Genomic DNA, 17,843 nt, shown 5'->3' with positions numbered 1-17,843 from the left:
CTCGATCACAGGCCACTCGATCACAGACACAGAAAAGGCGCTCACTCCCCGAAGGGAATGAGCGCCTTTTCAGTGCTGTGAATCAGCTAGCGAGACAAGAGTCTCACTTGATGATCTTGGCAACCTTGCCGGCGCCGACCGTACGGCCGCCTTCGCGAATTGCGAAGCGCAGGCCCTCGTCCATGGCGACAGGCTGGATCAGCTTGACGGACATCTCGGTGTTGTCACCGGGCATGACCATCTCGGTGCCCTCAGGCAGCGTCACGACGCCCGTAACGTCCGTGGTACGGAAGTAGAACTGCGGGCGGTAGTTGTTGAAGAACGGGGTGTGGCGGCCGCCCTCGTCCTTCGACAGGATGTATGCCTGGCCCTCGAACTCCGTGTGGGGAGTCGTGGTGCCCGGCTTGACGACAACCTGTCCACGCTCGACATCTTCGCGCTTGATGCCACGAACGAGCAGTCCGACGTTGTCGCCGGCCTGGCCCGAGTCGAGCAGCTTGCGGAACATCTCGATACCCGTGACCGTGGTCTTGGTCGAGGTTTCCTTGATGCCGACGATCTCGACCTCTTCGTTGACGTTGACAACGCCACGCTCGATACGACCGGTGACAACGGTGCCACGGCCGGTGATCGTGAAGACGTCCTCGACGGGCATGAGGAAGGGCTTCTCGGTCTCACGAATCGGGTCCGGGATGGACTCGTCGACAGCAGCCATCAGGTCGAGAATGGACTGCGTCCACTTCGGGTCACCCTCGAGTGCCTTGAGTGCCGAGATCGGAATGACGGGGGCTTCCTCGTCGAATTCCTGAGCGGCCAGCAGTTCGCGGACCTCCATCTCGACGAGCTCGAGGATCTCGTCGTCGTCAACCATGTCGGCCTTGTTCAGGGCGACGAGGATGTAAGGAACGCCAACCTGGCGAGCGAGCAGGACATGCTCGCGCGTCTGGGGCATCGGGCCGTCGGTAGCTGCGACGACGAGAATAGCGCCGTCCATCTGAGCTGCGCCGGTGATCATGTTCTTGATGTAGTCGGCGTGACCCGGTGCATCGACGTGCGCGTAGTGGCGCTTTTCCGTCTGGTACTCAACATGCGAGATGTTGATCGTGATGCCACGAGCCTTTTCCTCGGGAGCCTTGTCGATCTGATCGAAGGCCGAAGCCTCGTTCAGGTCGGGGAATGCATCCGCGAGAACCTTGGTGATGGCCGCCGTCGTCGTGGTCTTGCCGTGGTCGACGTGACCAATGGTGCCGATGTTCACGTGCGGCTTCGTCCGCTCGAACTTCGCCTTCGCCACTTTGTGTCCTCCTGGACTGTTGTTGCTTGCCGTATGCAGCAGTGCGGTTGGTTGTTACTAGGTCGTGCTTCGTGCCGGAAGAAACCGAGGTTACTTGCCGGCGCGGGCTGGGGAGCTCGCTGTGCTTACTCGCCCGTCGCCTTGGCGATGATTTCCTTCGAGACGTTCGCGGGAACCTCTGCGTAGGAATCGAACACCATGGAGAAGTTCGCTCGGCCCTGGGTCTTCGACCGCAGGTCACCGATGTAACCGAACATCTCCGAGAGCGGAACCAGCGCCTTCACGACACGGGCACCACTGCGTTCCTCCATGGCCTGGATCTGGCCACGGCGGGAGTTGAGGTCGCCGATCACGTCGCCCATGTACTCCTCGGGCGTTGTGACCTCGACAGCCATGAGCGGCTCGAGAATGACGGGGCCGGCCTTGCGGGCGGCTTCCTTCAGTGCCTGCGAACCGGCAACCTTGAACGCCATTTCCGAGGAGTCGACGTCGTGGTAAGCACCATCGAGCAGCGACAGCTTCAGGTTCACGAGCGGGTAGCCGGCGAGAACACCGTACTGCATCGCGTCCTGCGCACCGGCATCCACGGAGGGGATGTACTCGCGCGGGATACGTCCGCCGGAGACCTTGTTCTCGAACTCGTAGGTAGCACCGTCTTCGCCCACGAAAGGCTCCAGAGCGATGATGACCTTTGCGAACTGGCCCGAGCCACCCGTCTGCTTCTTGTGGGTGTAGTCGTGCTTCTCGACCTTCTTGGTGATGGTCTCGCGGTACGCAACCTGCGGCTTACCGACGTTCGCCTCGACCTTGAACTCGCGACGCATGCGGTCGACGAGGATGTCGAGGTGGAGCTCGCCCATACCGCCGATGACGGTCTGACCGGTCTCTTCGTCGAGTTCGACCGAGAAGGTCGGGTCCTCTTCGGCGAGCTTCTGGATCGCGACGCCCAGCTTTTCCTGGTCGGACTTGGTCTTGGGCTCGATGGAGACCTGGATGACCGGCGCGGGGAACGACATCGACTCGAGGACGATGGGGCTCGCCTGATCGCACAAGGTGTCACCGGTGGTGGTGTCCTTGAGGCCGATCATTGCGTAGATGTGGCCGGCTACGGCCTCGTCTACCGGGTTCTCCTTGTTGGCGTGCATCTGGAAGAGCTTTCCGATGCGCTCCTTCTTGCCCTTGGTTGCGTTGAGCACCTGAGCACCCGGATCGATACGACCCGAGTACACGCGGACGAAGGTCAGCTTGCCGAAGAACGGGTGAGCAGCGATCTTGAAGGCGAGAGCCGAGAACGGCTCGTCCTTGCTCGGCTTGCGAGTGATCTCTACTTCTTCGTCACCGAGCTTGTGGCCGATGACCTCGCCGATGTCCAGCGGGTTCGGAAGGTAGTCGATGACAGCGTCGAGCATGGGCTGAACGCCCTTGTTCTTGAACGCGGAGCCACAGAGAACCGGGTACAGCTCGGAGGCGACCGTCATCTTGCGGATGGCGCCCTTGATCTCCTCGATGGTGAGCTCTTCGCCGCCGAAGTACTTCTCCATGAGAGCTTCGTCGGACTCTGCAACCGTCTCGAGCAGCTTCTCGCGGTACTCGGCAGCCTTCTCGACGAGATCCGCGGGGATCTCCTCGATGGTCGGAGCGGTTCCCGTCGGGACCACGCCGCGCCAGGTGATGGCCTTCATCTCGACCAGGTCGACGACGCCGTCGAAGTCGTCCTCAGCGCCGATGGGCAGCTGGAGAACGAGCGGCTTCGCGCCCAAGCGGTCGATTATGGTCTGGACTGTGAAGTAGAAGTCCGCGCCCATCTTGTCCATCTTGTTGACGAAGCAGATGCGCGGAACGTCGTACTTGGCAGCCTGACGCCAAACCTGCTCGGACTGCGGCTCGACACCCTCTTTACCGTCGAAGACAGCAACTGCGCCGTCGAGCACGCGCAGCGACCGCTCCACCTCGACCGTGAAGTCGACGTGGCCGGGGGTGTCGATGATGTTGATCTGGTTGTTGTTCCAGAAGCAAGTCACGGCGGCAGACGTGATCGTGATGCCGCGTTCCTTCTCCTGCTCCATCCAGTCCGTCGTCGACGCACCGTCGTGCGTCTCACCGATCTTGTAATTGACACCGGTGTAGAACAGGATGCGCTCGGTGGTGGTGGTCTTGCCGGCATCGATGTGCGCCATGATGCCGATGTTGCGGACCTTGTTCAGGTCAGTCAGCACTTCCTGTGCCACAGGTTTCTTCCCCGCTCGTTGCTTGGTTTTCGGGTGTCGGCCTTATCGGTGTGTTCCACCGTCAGGGCCATGGTCTTTCAATTATGTCTCTGCCGAGGCGAACCTGGCCACCTGCGTCCGGAATCCGTCGCGATGATCAGGCCGCCAACGGCGACAAGCGTCGGAGCCCCACCCGATGGCAGTTGCTCCGACGCTTTACATCACCAGCGGTAGTGGGCGAATGCCTTGTTGGCTTCGGCCATCTTGTGAGTGTCTTCGCGACGCTTCACAGCTGCACCGAGGCCATTGCTGGCATCGAGGAGCTCGTTGGCGAGACGCTCGACCATGGTCTTCTCACGACGTGCACGCGAGAAGGTGACCAGCCAGCGCAGTGCCAGCGTGGTGGAACGACCGGGGCGAACCTCGACCGGCACCTGGTAGGTAGCGCCACCGACGCGGCGGCTACGAACCTCGAGTGCAGGCTTGACGTTGTCCAGGGCGCGCTTGAGGGTGACGACCGGATCGGTGCCGGTCTTCTCGCGTGCCTGCTCGAGAGCCTGGTACACGATTCGCTCTGCGGTGGACTTCTTGCCGTCCAGCAGGATCTTGTTGACGAGCTGCGTCACCAACGGGGAACCGTAAACCGGGTCGTTGATGAGCGGGCGCTTCGGAGCGGGGCCCTTACGTGGCATTAGCTCTTCTCCTTCTTGGCGCCGTAGCGGCTGCGTGCCTGCTTGCGACCCTTGACACCCTGGGTGTCGAGGGAGCCGCGGATGATCTTGTAACGGACACCCGGGAGGTCCTTCACACGACCGCCACGGACGAGCACCATGGAGTGCTCCTGAAGGTTGTGACCTTCACCGGGGATGTACGCGGTGACCTCGACCGAAGTCGTGAGGCGAACACGTGCGACCTTACGGAGCGCGGAGTTCGGCTTCTTGGGGGTGGTGGTGTATACGCGAGTGCACACGCCACGACGCTGCGGGCTGCCCTTGAGGGCTGCCGTCTTGACCTTGGCGGTCTTGTCGCGGCGACCCTTGCGGACCAGCTGGTTGATGGTTGGCATTTACCGGCTTTCTTGTGACGAACAGACTGCTCGAGCGAACTCGGGCCGTTCGAAAACGTGGCTGTTCTGAAATTAGGGATCTAGCAGTTGGAGCAAGAGAGCTGCTGCTCCTCACCCACCTCAGAGTCTGTACTCAGCACTTTCATGCCGCGCACTGCCCCCGAGGTCGGGCGTGTCGCATACCCCCACACAGGCAGCCGGATGCTCGTTCATCAGCAGTTTCTGCTCGAACGCGCGCACGGCAATACCTAGCTAGGCACACAGATCGGCCCGGGCATGCCGGACACGACCCATAACGATACCTGTCGGCGCGCCACGAGGTCAAAGCGAGGCCACGGTGATAGTGACCTCACGCTCTGACCAGAGACTCTGGCTGCACACTCAGACCACGCAGCCGGACCGGTCGCGATCAGATGCTGCGGTTCAACGTCAACGCGCCGAGCTTTGCCGCAGCCTCGCACGGATCCGCGCCGCCTTGCGGCTCGGTGACCCACCAACCGAACACTCCCCCGGCCGGTGCGCTCGCGCTCACCCCGCAGCTCTGCGGATCGGCCGGCTGGCGAACCTGGTACCCGCCACTGCCGTTGATGTCGATTTTCGCCACCACGTATCCCAGGTGCTCGAATGCAGCGCGCTCGTGATCGAGGGTGCCCGTCTCGAACCAGTTGAAGGTGATCTTGATCGGACCCGCGGCTCCGATGCCGTCCCAACGGCAGATAGCGCCGAAGAACCCACGCCCGACGGCGTCGGCACCCACTGCGCCGGCGATCTGCTCGTCGGTGACGGCTTCGCATTCTTGGAGGACGTTCGCGAATTCCTGGCTGTCACTACCGCCGTAGCTGCCCTCCGCACGAGGAGTCCCGGTGACCACGGAGCCGCACCCCGTGAGTAGAACCAGCGACCCCGCCAAGGCGAGCCCGATCCTTACGCGCTTCACGGCGCCCTCGAACTTCACTGTGCCCTCGAAACTGTTTTTTCCATCAGATCCCGCGCCACCGTGCATGGATCCGCGGTCGGTGGCAGCAAACCGTAGGTGATCGACCAGTGCACGAAGTCTCCGCCGAACGCGATACCCAACTCGCACAACGAACCTGCCGTGGACGCGATGAAGCCCTGGTGTCCACCGATCGTGATGTCGTCGGCAGGACGTCCGAGCAGGTCGGACCCGGCCCGTTCGCGGCCGATCGGGCTACCGCGGTACCAGGAGAAACTGACGCTCGGGCCGTTCGAACCGGCGACTTCCCACTGGCAACCGACGCCGTTGCGCGTCGTCGTCGCAAAAGCGCCGAGATTGAAGGCGTTGACAACTTCCTCGTCGGTCACCGAGCCGCATTCGGCGAACATCGGGCCCGGATCCGTAGGTGCGAGTGCCTGCGAACCCGCACCGTCGCCCGGCTGATCGACGGACCCGTCGCCGGAGCTGCAGCCGACCACGGCCGAGAGCACGGCAGCCGAGACCAATACCGAAGTCCCGATCGAAGTGAGAGTGCGTGCGGCCATGGAGCCGACTGTACTTCTCGGTGGCCCCCGACACACGCCACGTGCGCGTCGAGAGCACCGGCGCCGGCCCCGCCGCTACCGATTCAGGGAGTTGCCACCGGTACCCGAACAAGCGTGGAATCCAATTGCGCCGCCCACTGTTTGACCACCTCGGTGCGTCGGCGCGAGTCGTCTGTCAAGACATCAGCCAGCCCCAGCCCGCGGGCCAGGTCCAGGGTCGCCTGTACCAAGCGGTGCGTCACCGGGTCGGAGTCGTCGACACCCAGACTCTCGACGGCCATGCGGTGCGCGATGCGCCCGAATCGTTCCTCGAGGGGCAGTACGCGGGCACGCAGGTCGGGGTCGGAGGCAGCGGCCGTCCACACCTGCAGTGCTGCTTTGAACAGAGTCCCGGTGTAGTACTCCACCAACCGCGAAATGATCGCCTCGGTTCGTCCGGCACCCACCGGAAGGTCGGTCGATTCCTTTCGTGCCTGATCCATCCGGGCGTCGAACATCACCTCGAGCGCCGCGGTGATGAGGTCCTCGCGGGTCGGGAAGTGATGCTGCATCGCGCCTCTGGACACCCCGGCACGCTGCGCGACGACGCTCATCGTCGTTGCGCTCCACCCGAGTTCGGCGAGACACTCCACAGTCACTTCGAGCAGGTGGGAGCGCGTGACTCGACTTCGGTCCTGCTTGGGCTCTCGAGTCATCGCGCCGCCATCCCTTCTACTTCTGTGTTCCAGCGCTTCTGTGTCCCAGCTGCGCAGTTTCTACTGCGCCCAGGCCGCTGGACGCTTCTGCAAGAAAGACATCATGCCCTCACGAGCCTCGTCAGAGGAAAACAGCCGAGCCGACTGCGCGATCATCTCCTCGCCGTCCCGGTCGAATCCAGCCAGGACCGAACGCGTCGTGATCCACTTCGATTCGGCAAGTCCCTGCGGTGAACATTGGCGCAAGGTGCCGAGCAGTTCGGTGATCGACTCCTCCGTGTCCTGCGACGCGGAGGTGACGAGTCCGATGGATTCGGCCTCGTGCTGGCCGAACTTCTCGCCGGTGAGCAGATAGCGGCTCGCAGATCGCTGGTCGAGCCTCGGCAGGACCGTGAGCGAGATGATGGACGCCGCCAAACCCAACCGTGATTCCGTCACCGCGAAGGTGCTCGCCGGTCCGGCGACGACGATGTCGCACGCCCCGACAAGACCCATGCCTCCGGCCCGGACGTGACCGTCGATCCGCCCGATCACCGGCTTGGGAAGCTCGAGAATGCTGCGCAAGAGTGTCAGCATCCCCCGTCCTCGCTCCTTGACGGCGTCCTCCGGTGATGCGGACGAACCGGAGGCCTCACTCAGATCGGCTCCCGCACAGAATGTTCCACCGGTGTGGGTGAGTACCACCGCTCGAACTGCCGGATCGGCGGCAGCCGCCGTCAACCCAGCCTGCAACTCCGTGACCAACCGCGCCGAAATCGCGTTGCGGTTGTGGGGTGAGTCGAGAGTGATCGTGGCAGCACCGCCCGATACTTCGTACCGTACGTATGGCTTGTCCTGATCCGTCATGAGTCGCCTCTTCCTAGTAGGACCGTGGCAGACCGAGGGAATGCTGTGAGACGAAGTTGAGGATCATCTCGCGGCTCACCGGCGCGACGCGGGCGATACGAGCCGCACCGAGCATGGCGGCCAGTCCGTATTCCTTCGTCAGTCCTGCGCCGCCATGCGTCTGGATCGCCTGATCGAGCGCCTTGATGCTGGCTTCGGCGGCGGCGTACTTTGCCATGTTCGCGGCTTCGGCAGCACCGAAATCGTCACCGCTGTCGTAGAGCACCGCGGCCTTCTGCATCATCAGCTTGGCGAGCTCGAGTTCGATCTTCACCTGCGCGAGTGGATGCGAAATACCTTGGTGCGCACCGATCGGCGTCTTCCACACCGTGCGCTCGTTGGCGAACTTCACTGCGGCGTTCAGGGCGTAACGGCCCATGCCGATGGCCATCGACGCACCCAGGATGCGCTCGGGGTTGAGGCCGGCGAACAACTGCATCAAGGCGGCATCGGCTTCGCCGACCAGAGCGTCGGCCGGCAGACGGACGTCGTCGAGGAAGAGGATGAACTGGTGGTCCGGCTCGATGATGTCCATCTCCATCTGCGTCTTCACGAATCCGGGAGAATCCGTGGGGACGATGAACAGAGCAGGCTTGAGCTTGCCCGTCTTGGAGTCCTCGGTCCGCGCAACGACGAGGACCGCGTCAGCCTGATCGACACCCGAGATGTAGATCTTGTTGCCGCTCAGGATCCAGTCGTCGCCATCCCTGCGTGCCGTCGTGGTGATCTGATGAGAGTTGGAACCAGCGTCGGCCTCGGTGATTCCGAACGCCATGATCTTGGAGCCGTCGGCGAGGCTGGGTAGCCACTGCTGCTTCTGCTCCGCCGTGCCGTACTTGCCGATGATGGTGCCGCAGATGGCCGGGGATACGACAACCAGGAGCAGACCGGCACCCTGCGCCGCCAATTCCTCCTGCACCAGCGCGAGTTCGTAGATGCCTGCACCGCCGCCGCCGTATTCCTCAGGCAGGTTGACGCCCAGGAATCCGAGTTTGCCCGCCTCGTTCCACAATTCGGTGAGCGGCTCCCCCTTTCGCGCCTTGGGCAGCACGTAGTCGACGTAGTTGAAGCGCTCACCCAGTTTGGAAACGGATGCCCGCAGTTCCTTCTGCTCTTCGGTTTCGATGAAACTCATCATGCTTCCTCTTCTGTAGCGGGTTCTTCCACACGTGCGAGTACCGATCCGACCTCGACCTGCTGGCCGACGGCAACCGGAAGTTCCACCAGGACACCGGCAGTCGGCGCGGTGACGGTGTGTTCCATCTTCATGGCCTCCAGCCACAGAATCGGCTGGCCGGCGGTGACGGTGTCACCGAGTGCGGCACCGAGGCGGATGACCGATCCCGGCATCGGAGCGAGCAACGAACCGGCGGCGACTTCTGCCGACGGATCCACGAAGCGCGGTGCTGCCGTCAACGCGACGGGTCCGAGCGAGGAGTCGACAAAAATCTCACTCCCGTAGGCCGCAACGTCGAACGAGCGCTGTACTCCGCTCTGCTCGAGCACTACCCGGGTCGCAGTTGCCGATACCAGGCGCACGTCGTCGAAGCCTTCTGCACTCAGCACGCCGCTTCGGCTCAGGGAGTAGCGGACGTCGTACTCGCCCGACGCAGTGGAGTAGCTCTTGCTCTGCGGCTGCGACGGGAGGTTGCGCCACCCGCTGGGCAAGCGGCCGATGACGCGGGCCGACGCCCGGTTGTGCGCGGCATCGGCAAGTGCCGCCGCCAGCGCCGAGAGTCTTTCGGCGGCGGTATCGACCAAGGGCGTAGACAGCTTCTCGAGGTCGTGAGTCTCGAAGAAGGCAGTGTCGGTGTCTCCGGCAATGAAGGCGGGGTGGGCCAGGACGTTGACGAGCAGGTCGCGGTTGGTGCGCAGCCCGTGAATCCTGGTGCGCGCCAGCGTCGATGCGAGCAGCCGGGCAGCTGCGGTCCGCGTCGGCGCGTACGAGATGACCTTGGCCAACATCGGGTCGTAGTGGACGCCGACAACACTGCCGTCGACGACGCCGGAGTCGAGGCGAACGCCCTGCTCACGCAGAACACTGAATTCTTGCGGGTCACCGGGCAACTCGATGTGGTGGACGGTTCCGCTCTGCGGCTGCCAGTTCTTGGCGGGGTCCTCGGCGTACAGGCGCACTTCGATCGAATGCCCACGGATCTCCGGCTGATCGTCCGGAAGTGCTTCACCTGAAGCGACCTGCAATTGCAGTTCCACCAGATCGAGTCCAGTGGTGCACTCGGTGACCGGATGCTCCACCTGCAAACGCGTGTTCATTTCGAGGAAGAAGAAGTCGCCCTTCTCGTCGGCGAGGAACTCGACGGTTCCTGCGCCCTCGTAACCGATGGCGTTGGCTGCGAGCCGCGAGGCGTCGAACAGCCTGTCGCGCATGGCGGGGATGCGTTGCACGAGCGGCGACGGGGCCTCTTCGACCACCTTCTGATGCCGACGCTGGATCGAGCACTCGCGCTCCCCCACCGCCCACACCGCACCGTGGCGGTCGGCCATGACCTGGACCTCGATGTGCCGACCGGTCTCGAGGTAACGCTCACAGAAGACTGTCGGGTCGCCGAAAGCGGACTGCGCCTCACGCCGCGCCGCTTCCAGTTCGCCGTCCAGCGCCGACAATTCACGAACGACACGCATTCCGCGTCCGCCGCCGCCCGCCGACGCCTTGATCAGCACCGGCAGATGAGCCTCGGTCACCGCGGCGGGATCGAGTTCGGAGAGCACCGGCACTCCGGCGGCGTCCATGATCTTCTTGGACTCGACCTTCGACCCCATGAGCTCGATGGATTCGACGGGCGGGCCGATCCACGTCAGTCCCGCGTCGATGACGCTGCGCGCGAACTCCGCGTTCTCGGAGAGGAATCCGTATCCGGGGTGAATCGCGTCGGCGCCCGAAGCCTTGGCGGCGGCGATGACGAGCTCACCCCGCAAGTAGGTCTCGGCAGGCGTGTTACCCGGCAGGCGAACCGAAGCATCGGCTTCGGCGACGTGCGGGCTGTCGGCATCTGCGTCGGAAAATACCGCGACCGTGCCGATTCCGTTCTTGCGGCAGGTTGCAAAGACACGGCGGGCGATTTCGCCACGATTGGCGACCAGTACTGAAGTGATTGTCACGGCGTGCCTCACATACGGAAGACGCCGAAGTTCTCGGTGCCTTCGATCGGGGCGGTGGCGATGGCCGACAGGCACATTCCCACCACGGTGCGGGTGTCTCGGGGATCGATGACGCCGTCGTCGTACAGACGACCCGACAGGAACATCGGAAGTGACTCGGCCTCGATCTGGTTCTCGATCATCGCGCGCATGCCGGCGTCGGCCTGCTCGTCGAATACCTGGCCGCGGGCCTCGGCAGCAGCGCGTCCCACGATGGAGATGACGCCGGCGAGCTGCGCACCGCCCATGACGGCGGACTTGGAACTGGGCCAGGCAAAGAGGAACCGCGGATCGAACGCGCGTCCGCACATGCCGTAGTGACCGGCGCCGTACGACGCTCCGAGCAGGATCGAGATGTGCGGAACCTTGGAGTTGGCAACCGCATTGATCATCATCGATCCGTGCTTGATCATGCCGCCCTCCTCGTATTCCTTACCCACCATGTAGCCGGTGGTGTTGTGCAGGAACAGCAACGGCGTGTTGGAACGATTGGCGAGCTGGATGAACTGCGTGGCCTTCTGTGATTCCTCACTGAAGAGCACTCCACGTGCGTTCGCCAGGATGCCGATCGGGTAGCCGTTGAGCTCTGCCCACCCGGTCACGAGGGAGGAACCGTAGAGCGGCTTGAACTCGTCGAAGTCGGAACCGTCGACGATACGGGCGATGACCTCACGCGGATCGAACGGGATCTTCAGGTCGGCCGGAACGATGCCGAGCAACTCTTCCGGATCCTCGAGCGGTTCGATGATCTCCGCGCGCGGCGCCGGCCCCTTCTTGGTCCAGTTGAGCCGCTTGACGATCGAGCGCCCGATGCGGATCGCGTCCTGCTCGTCGGCGGCGAAGTAGTCGGCCAACCCGGACTTGCGAGCGTGCATTTCGGCGCCGCCGAGTGCCTCGTCGTCGGATTCCTCACCGGTGGCCATCTTGACCAGCGGCGGGCCTGCGAGGAACACCTTGGAGCGTTCCTTGATCATCACGACGTGGTCGGACATGCCCGGGATGTACGCACCGCCGGCCGTCGAGTTACCGAAGACCAGTGCAATGGTGGGGATTCCGGCTGCGGACAGCTGAGTGAGGTCACGGAACATACGCCCGCCCGGGATGAACACCTCTTTCTGCGTCGGCAAGTCTGCGCCGCCGGACTCTACGAGGGAGATCACCGGGAGTCGGTTCTGCATGGCGATGTCGTTGGCGCGGAAACCCTTACGCAGCGTCCACGGGTTGCTGGTGCCGCCGCGCACGGTGGGATCGTTGGCGACGATCAGGCATTCGACACCTTCGACGACGCCGATACCGACCACAGTGCTGGCGCCGACCGGGAAGTCACTCCCCCACGCAGCGAGGGGACACAGTTCGAGGAACGGTGAATCCTGATCGAGCAGGAGTTCGATCCGCTCGCGTGCCAGGAGCTTTCCCCGCTTGTGATGCCGCTCGGTGTACTTCTCGCCGCCACCCGCCAACGCCTTGGCGTGCTCGACCTCGATCTCGGCGAGCTTGGTGTTCATGGTCGAAGTTGCGGTCTTGTACACCTCGGAATTGGTGTCCAGTGTTGACCGGATGACACTCATGACTGATACCCCAATCGCTTGGCCGCGAGGCCGGTGAGGATTTCGGTGGTTCCGCCACCGATTCCCAGAATTCGCATGTCCCGGTACTGCCTCTCCACTTCGCTTTCCTGCATGTATCCGAGGCCGCCGAACAGCTGAACAGCTTGGTTCGCAACCCATTCGCCCGTCTCGACTGCCGTGTTCTTCGCAAAGCAAACCTCGGCGATCAGATCGCCGTCACCGGCCATGTACCGCTCGATCACCGAGTGCGTGTACACCTTGGCGACGTCGATCTTGCGGGCCATCTCGGTGACGGTGTTCTGGACGGCCTGCCGACTGATCAGGGGGCGACCGAAAGTCTCACGGGCGCGGCACCATTCGAGCGTCAGCTCCAGGCAACGTTCTGCACTGGCATACGCCTGCGCGGCGAGCGCTACCCGCTCGGAGACAAATGCCTGGGCGATCTGCGCGAAGCCGCTGTTCTCTGCACCGACCAGATTCTCCACCGGAACCCGGGCGTCGACAAAGGAGAGTTCCGCGGTATCGGATGCGCGCCAGCCCATCTTCTCGAGTTTGCGCGAGACGGTGAATCCCGGTGTGCCCTTCTCGATCACGAGCAGTGAGACACCACCCGCGCCGGGACCACCGGTGCGCACCGCTGTAACGACGAAGTCCGCTCGAACGCCGGAGGTGATGAACGTCTTGGCGCCGTTCACGACGTAATGATCGCCGTCGCGCTTGGCTGTAGTTGTCAGGTGCCCGACGTCGCTGCCTCCGCCGGGCTCGGTGATGGCGAGCGAGCCGATCTTGTCGCCGCGCAGGGTCGGCTTGACCCACTTCTCGATCTGCGCCTCGTCGCCGGCCGCGATCAGGTGCGGCACCGCGATGCCGCAGGTGAAGAGCGATGCGAACAGCCCGCCCGACGCACCTGCCTGATGCATCTCCTCACAGATCACGATGGAGTCGACGGCGTCGCCGCCCTCACCACCGGCCGATTCGGGTGCGCTGGCCCCGAGGAGTCCGAGAGCGCCTGCCTTGCGGTGCAATTCGCGCGGAATCTCGCCGTCTCGCTCCCACTGCGTCAGATGCGGCAGAATCTCCTGGTTCACGAATCCGCGTACGGTCTCGCGAAGCGCAAGCCTTTCCGGTGTGGTCCACACGGTCACCGTGAATCCTCTTTCTCGTCAGTTACGGGGAGTAGCGAAATCGGGATGTCGATGTGGCGCGAACGCAGCCATTCACCAATTCCCTTGGCCTGCGGATCGAACCGCGCCTGCGAGGCGACACCCTGACCGAGGATTCCCTCGATCACGAAGTTGACGGCACGAAGGTGCGGAAGCTGGTAGCGAGTGACGTTCAGGTCTGCTGCTTCCGGTAGCAGTTCCTTGAGCATCTCGACGGTCAGTGTGTGCGCCAACCACTTCCACTGGTCGTCCGTGCGAACCCAGACGCCGACGTTGGCATTTCCACCCTTGTCGCCACTACGGGCACCGGCGATCGTGCCGAGTGGTACCGACAGCGACGTCTGTGGCGGCAACGGCTCCGGACGCTCCGGTTCGTCGACGGGTTCGAGGTCCTGCGTCAACGTGGATGGAGCGATGTCCACGCGCGTGCCGTCCGGCAGTACGGCCACGTGCGGCACCGATCCCGCGTCGACGTAGCCGGGGGTGAACACTCCGTACGGTTGGCCGTTGCTCGGCGGAGCCGTCAGCGAGAAGCCGGGGTAGCTGGCAAGTGCCATTTCCACCGCAACCGCGGAGAAAGGACGACCGATCACCTTGGGGTCGGAATCGCGAACCACGCAGCGCAGCAACGCACTCGCGGTTTCCTCGGTGTCGGAATCCGGATGATCCGTGCGAGCGAGAGTCCAGACCAGTTCGGCGGGCTTCTTCGTCAGCCAGGATTCGAGCTGAGTCTTCGCCAGATCGGCCTTGGCCTCGATGTCGAGACCGGTGAGAATGAAAGTGGCCTCGTTGCGGAACCCGGCCAGCGTGTTCAGCGAGACCTTGTACTGCGGCGGCGGAGCCTCGCCCGTGACGCCGCTGATCAACACCCGGTCCGGGCCTTCCTGGGTGAGCACTGCGTTGTCGATGCGGGTCGTCACGTCCGGGCCTGCATAGCGTCCACCGGTGATCTCGTACAGCAGCTGCGCCGTCACCGTGCCGACGCTCACCTCGCCGTCCGTTCCGGCGTGCTTGGTGATGACCGAGGTTCCGTCCGCGTTGATCTCGGCGATCGGGAAGCCAGGCCGGCCCAGATTGGGAATCTCTGTGAAGAACGCGTAGTTGCCGCCGGTGGCCTGGGTTCCGCACTCGATGACGTGGCCCGCCGCGACAGCACCGGCAAGCTGATCGAAATCATCTCGCTTCCAACCGAAATGGTGAGCGGCCGGACCGACGATCACCGACGCATCGGTGACCCGTCCGGTGACCACGACATCGGCGTCGGCCGACAATGCTTCGACGATGCCCCAGGCGCCGAGGTACGCATTGGCCGTCAGTGGGGAGCCGAGTCCGAGTTCGTCTGCCCGAGAGATCAAATCGTCGCCCTCGACGTGGGCGATCTTCGCGTTCAACCCCAGCTTGGTGTTGACCTCGCGCAACGCGTCGGCCAGTCCGGCGGGATTGAGACCGCCTGCATTCGCGACGATCTTCACCCCCTTGTCGAGCGCAAGGCCGAGCGTGTCCTCCACCTGCCGCAGGAACGTCTTCGCGTAGCCGAGCGACGGGTCCTTCATCCGATCCCGCCCGAGGATCAACATCGTCAGTTCGGCCAGGTAGTCGCCGGTCAGGTAGTCGAGTTCGCCGCCCTCGAGCATCTCGCGCATCGCCGAGACGCGGTCGCCGTAGAACCCGGAGCAGTTACCGATCCGTACCGAACTCATTTGCCCACCTTCGATGCTCGTCCCTCACCGCTGGATCCGACGGCGGCTCGTCCCTCACCGCTGGGTCCGGCAAAGGCCTGCGCGAACCCGAGCCACTCGTCCGCATCGGCACCCACGGCGACCAGATCGAGATCGGCGCGATTGGCACGCTGGGTGACCAGCAAGCAGAAGTCCAACGCCGGCCCGGTGACCTTCTGCGGCGCATCTTCCGGCCCCCAGGTCCAGAGCGACCCGTCCGGCGCGGTCAACTCAACCCGGAAATCGTCGGCGGGCGGCGTCTTCTCGTTGACCGAGTACGCGAAGTTTCGCGTCCGCACACCCAGGTGAGCGATGTTCTTGATGCGCGCCGTCGGAGCGCGTTCGACGCCGAGTGCGTCGGCAACGTCCTGCCCGTGCGCCCACGTCTCCATCAGTCGCGCGGTAGCCATGGAGACACCGCCCATGGGCGGGCCGTACCAGGGGAACTTGGTTCCGGCCGGGGCGGCGGTGAGCGCCTCGACGAGAGCGGTGCGCCCCGCTCGCCAATCGGCGAGCAACTCCGCCGGCTGGCGGGCCGCCTGTTCGGCAGCACCGTCGTCGACAAACCCTGCCGGGTTCACGAACGCCGCCTTCAACTGCTCCGCGAAACCGTCCGGGTCGGTGATCGCCAGGATCGCTGCACTGTCCGTCCAGTGCAGGTGCCCGATCTGATGTGCGATGGTCCACCCTTCCGCAGGCGTCATTGTCGCCCACTTCTCCTCGGGCAGATCCGCAACCAGGGCGTCTAGGCTCTCGCCTTCGGCCCGCAAGTCATCGATGAACGTCTGAAGTTCGGCCATGCGACCAGCATCACACCCACATCCATAAAAATCAAGCACGAATGATTGTTATTGCGAAATCCTGTGGTGAGAGACTGAGTTCAACTGCCATCGACAACCAGGAGCACCCATGAGCGACGCCGTACTGATCTCGCGAACCGGCGATGTGGTCACGTGGACCCTCAATCGCCCGGACACCCGCAATGCGATCTCCGAGATCGACATGATCGAGGCCCTCGAAGACGCAGTCACCGCGGTCAACCGAGATCAGAGTGTGCGCACGGTCATTCTGACGGGGGCCGGATCGGCCTTCTCCTCCGGCGGCAACGTCAAGCACATGCGAGACAAGGAGGGCATGTTCGGTGGCGCACCCGGCGAGATCCGCCAGGGCTACCGGCACGGCATCCAACGCATCCCGCTCGCGCTGTACACGTGTGAGGTGCCGACCATCGCGGCGGTCAACGGCCCGGCCATCGGAGCGGGCTGCGACCTCTCACTCATGTGCGACCTCCGCATCGCCTCGACCGCCGCAGTCTTCGCCGAGAGTTTCGTCAAGGTAGGACTCATCCCCGGCGACGGCGGAGCGTGGCTGCTCCCGCGCGCGATCGGCAACGCCCGCGCGGCCGAGATGGCGTTCACCGGTGAACCGATCGATGCTGCGAGAGCACTCGACTGGGGTCTGGTCTCGCAGGTGACCGAGCCCGAGGAATTGCTTTCCGCTGCGCACGCTTTGGCGGCTCGAGTAGCCGCCAATCCCCCGCAGGTACTCCGCATGACCAAAAAGCTCCTCCGCGAGGGCCAGCACCAGAGCCTCGAGAGCTTGCTCGAACTCTCCGCCGCCATGCAGTCGATCGCCCACCACACCCGAGATCACCACGAAGCCGTCGCCGCGATGCTCGAGCGTCGAAGTCCCGAGTTCACCGGAGAATGAAGGCGGGCAGTCAGCTACTGCCGGTCGGAGCAGTCCTCACCTCGATACTGTCGCTCCAGTTCGGAGCGGCATTCGCGACGACACTGTTCTCGCAGATCGGACCGGCCGGCGCCACGACCCTGCGACTGACGATCGCCGCGATCATCCTCGGCGTCATCGTCCGCCCGCGATGGAGCAGATGGTCGAACCGGCAGCGCAAAGGCATCTTCGCGCTGGGCATCGCCCTCGCCGTGATGAACGGCGCCTTCTACCTCGCCCTCGACACGGTGCCCATCGGAACGGCCGTCACCATCGAGTTCCTCGGACCGCTCACCCTGGCCGCAGTTCTGTCTCGTCGGTGGGCCGACGGAGCATGGGTGCTGCTCGCCTTCGGCGGAGTGTTGCTGCTCGGGTTGGGCGATCACGGCGAATCCGGTTTGGACCCGATCGGGGTGATGTTCGCGTTGATCGCCGCTACTGCGTGGGCCGGATACATCGTGGCCGGTTCCCACCTGGCCGCGACGCTCCCGAGCGCCGACGGGTTGGCAGGCGCAAGCATCGTCGCGGCCGTATTGACGCTGCCCTTCGGCGTCGTCTCGGGAGGAAGTGAACTGCTGGATCCGACGATGCTCGCCGCAGGCGCAGCCGTCGCCGTCCTCTCGTCCGTCATCCCGTACAGCTTGGAAATGTGGGCGCTGCGCTCTCTAGCCAAGAAAGTCTTTGCCGTCCTCATCGCCCTCGAACCCGCAGCGGCCGCACTGGCCGGAGTCCTCGTGATCGGGCAAACGCTCGACGCGTTCACACTCGTGGCCATCGCACTGGTGGTGACCGCGGGCGTCGGCACAGTCGTCATGAATCGAAAACCCACAGCGAAGTAGTCCAGGTACCGTCAGAGCACG

General features: G+C 63.9%; 16 protein-coding genes. 2 read left to right on the top strand and 14 right to left on the bottom strand.

Going from position 1 to position 17,843, the window contains the following annotated elements; translation table 11 throughout:
* Positions 1-103: 103 nt before the first annotated feature.
* The 14 genes from tuf to PCS43_RS22015 all read right to left on the bottom strand — a co-directional run bounded on the left by tuf (position 104) and on the right by PCS43_RS22015 (position 16,055).
* Complete coding sequence (gene tuf / locus PCS43_RS22080; protein ID WP_003941926.1) at positions 104-1,294, bottom strand: elongation factor Tu; 1,191 nt, start codon at positions 1,292-1,294, stop codon at positions 104-106.
* 125 nt (positions 1,295-1,419) lie between these two features.
* Entirely contained in the window at positions 1,420-3,522 is a 2,103-nt protein-coding gene (fusA, locus tag PCS43_RS22075; protein WP_007728394.1) for an elongation factor G, read from the bottom strand.
* Between the two features lie 200 nt (positions 3,523-3,722).
* The gene (gene rpsG, locus PCS43_RS22070) at positions 3,723-4,193 is read right to left on the bottom strand and encodes a 30S ribosomal protein S7 (protein ID WP_003941856.1); all 471 of its coding nucleotides are present in this window, start codon (positions 4,191-4,193) and stop codon (positions 3,723-3,725) included.
* On the bottom strand, positions 4,193-4,567 hold the full coding sequence (gene rpsL / locus PCS43_RS22065; RefSeq protein WP_003941908.1) for a 30S ribosomal protein S12: 375 nt from the start codon (positions 4,565-4,567) through the stop codon (positions 4,193-4,195). Before rpsL ends, rpsG begins: the two co-directional genes overlap by 1 nt.
* 409 nt (positions 4,568-4,976) lie before the next feature.
* Positions 4,977-5,522 (bottom strand): DUF3558 domain-containing protein, encoded by a 546-nt coding sequence (locus PCS43_RS22060; RefSeq protein WP_042453122.1) that lies wholly within the window; start codon positions 5,520-5,522, stop codon positions 4,977-4,979.
* On the bottom strand, positions 5,519-6,067 hold the full coding sequence (locus PCS43_RS22055; protein WP_003941874.1) for a DUF3558 domain-containing protein: 549 nt from the start codon (positions 6,065-6,067) through the stop codon (positions 5,519-5,521). The genes PCS43_RS22060 and PCS43_RS22055 overlap by 4 nt, the downstream gene beginning before the upstream one ends.
* An 83-nt stretch (positions 6,068-6,150) precedes the next feature.
* Complete coding sequence (locus tag PCS43_RS22050; RefSeq protein ID WP_003942008.1) at positions 6,151-6,762, bottom strand: TetR/AcrR family transcriptional regulator; 612 nt, start codon at positions 6,760-6,762, stop codon at positions 6,151-6,153.
* 60 nt (positions 6,763-6,822) lie between these two features.
* On the bottom strand, positions 6,823-7,608 hold the full coding sequence (locus PCS43_RS22045) for an enoyl-CoA hydratase family protein (RefSeq protein ID WP_042453118.1): 786 nt from the start codon (positions 7,606-7,608) through the stop codon (positions 6,823-6,825).
* 13 nt (positions 7,609-7,621) lie between these two features.
* Positions 7,622-8,782: an acyl-CoA dehydrogenase family protein gene (locus PCS43_RS22040; protein ID WP_003942033.1), complete on the bottom strand. Its 1,161-nt coding sequence runs from the start codon at positions 8,780-8,782 to the stop codon at positions 7,622-7,624.
* Positions 8,782-10,767 (bottom strand): acetyl/propionyl/methylcrotonyl-CoA carboxylase subunit alpha, encoded by a 1,986-nt coding sequence (locus PCS43_RS22035; protein WP_042453612.1) that lies wholly within the window; start codon positions 10,765-10,767, stop codon positions 8,782-8,784. Before PCS43_RS22035 ends, PCS43_RS22040 begins: the two co-directional genes overlap by 1 nt.
* Positions 10,768-10,775: 8 nt before the next feature.
* Positions 10,776-12,374 carry an acyl-CoA carboxylase subunit beta gene (locus PCS43_RS22030; RefSeq protein ID WP_003941989.1) on the bottom strand — a complete coding sequence of 533 codons (1,599 nt, stop codon included), beginning with the start codon at positions 12,372-12,374 and terminating at the stop codon, positions 10,776-10,778.
* A complete protein-coding gene (locus PCS43_RS22025; protein ID WP_007728404.1) occupies positions 12,371-13,519 on the bottom strand; it encodes an acyl-CoA dehydrogenase family protein in 1,149 nt (382 codons plus the stop codon). The genes PCS43_RS22030 and PCS43_RS22025 overlap by 4 nt, the downstream gene beginning before the upstream one ends.
* Complete coding sequence (locus PCS43_RS22020) at positions 13,516-15,237, bottom strand: acyclic terpene utilization AtuA family protein (RefSeq protein WP_209908026.1); 1,722 nt, start codon at positions 15,235-15,237, stop codon at positions 13,516-13,518. Before PCS43_RS22020 ends, PCS43_RS22025 begins: the two co-directional genes overlap by 4 nt.
* Positions 15,234-16,055, bottom strand: a complete 822-nt coding sequence (locus tag PCS43_RS22015) for a TIGR03084 family metal-binding protein (protein ID WP_003941918.1) — start codon at positions 16,053-16,055, stop codon at positions 15,234-15,236. Before PCS43_RS22015 ends, PCS43_RS22020 begins: the two co-directional genes overlap by 4 nt.
* A 109-nt stretch (positions 16,056-16,164) precedes the next feature.
* On the opposite strand from PCS43_RS22015, the gene PCS43_RS22010 reads away from it, so the two are divergent.
* Positions 16,165-16,965: a crotonase/enoyl-CoA hydratase family protein gene (locus PCS43_RS22010; RefSeq protein WP_003942035.1), complete on the top strand. Its 801-nt coding sequence runs from the start codon at positions 16,165-16,167 to the stop codon at positions 16,963-16,965.
* Positions 16,962-17,822: an EamA family transporter gene (locus PCS43_RS22005; protein WP_042453112.1), complete on the top strand. Its 861-nt coding sequence runs from the start codon at positions 16,962-16,964 to the stop codon at positions 17,820-17,822. The genes PCS43_RS22010 and PCS43_RS22005 overlap by 4 nt, the downstream gene beginning before the upstream one ends.
* The last annotated feature ends 21 nt before the right edge of the window (positions 17,823-17,843 follow it).

This window comes from Rhodococcus sp. C-2, from assembly GCF_027854095.1.
Classification (GTDB): domain Bacteria; phylum Actinomycetota; class Actinomycetes; order Mycobacteriales; family Mycobacteriaceae; genus Rhodococcus_F; species Rhodococcus_F qingshengii.
Note: the sequence above shows the minus strand (reverse complement) of the source record. Positions and strands in the feature narration are given on the sequence as shown.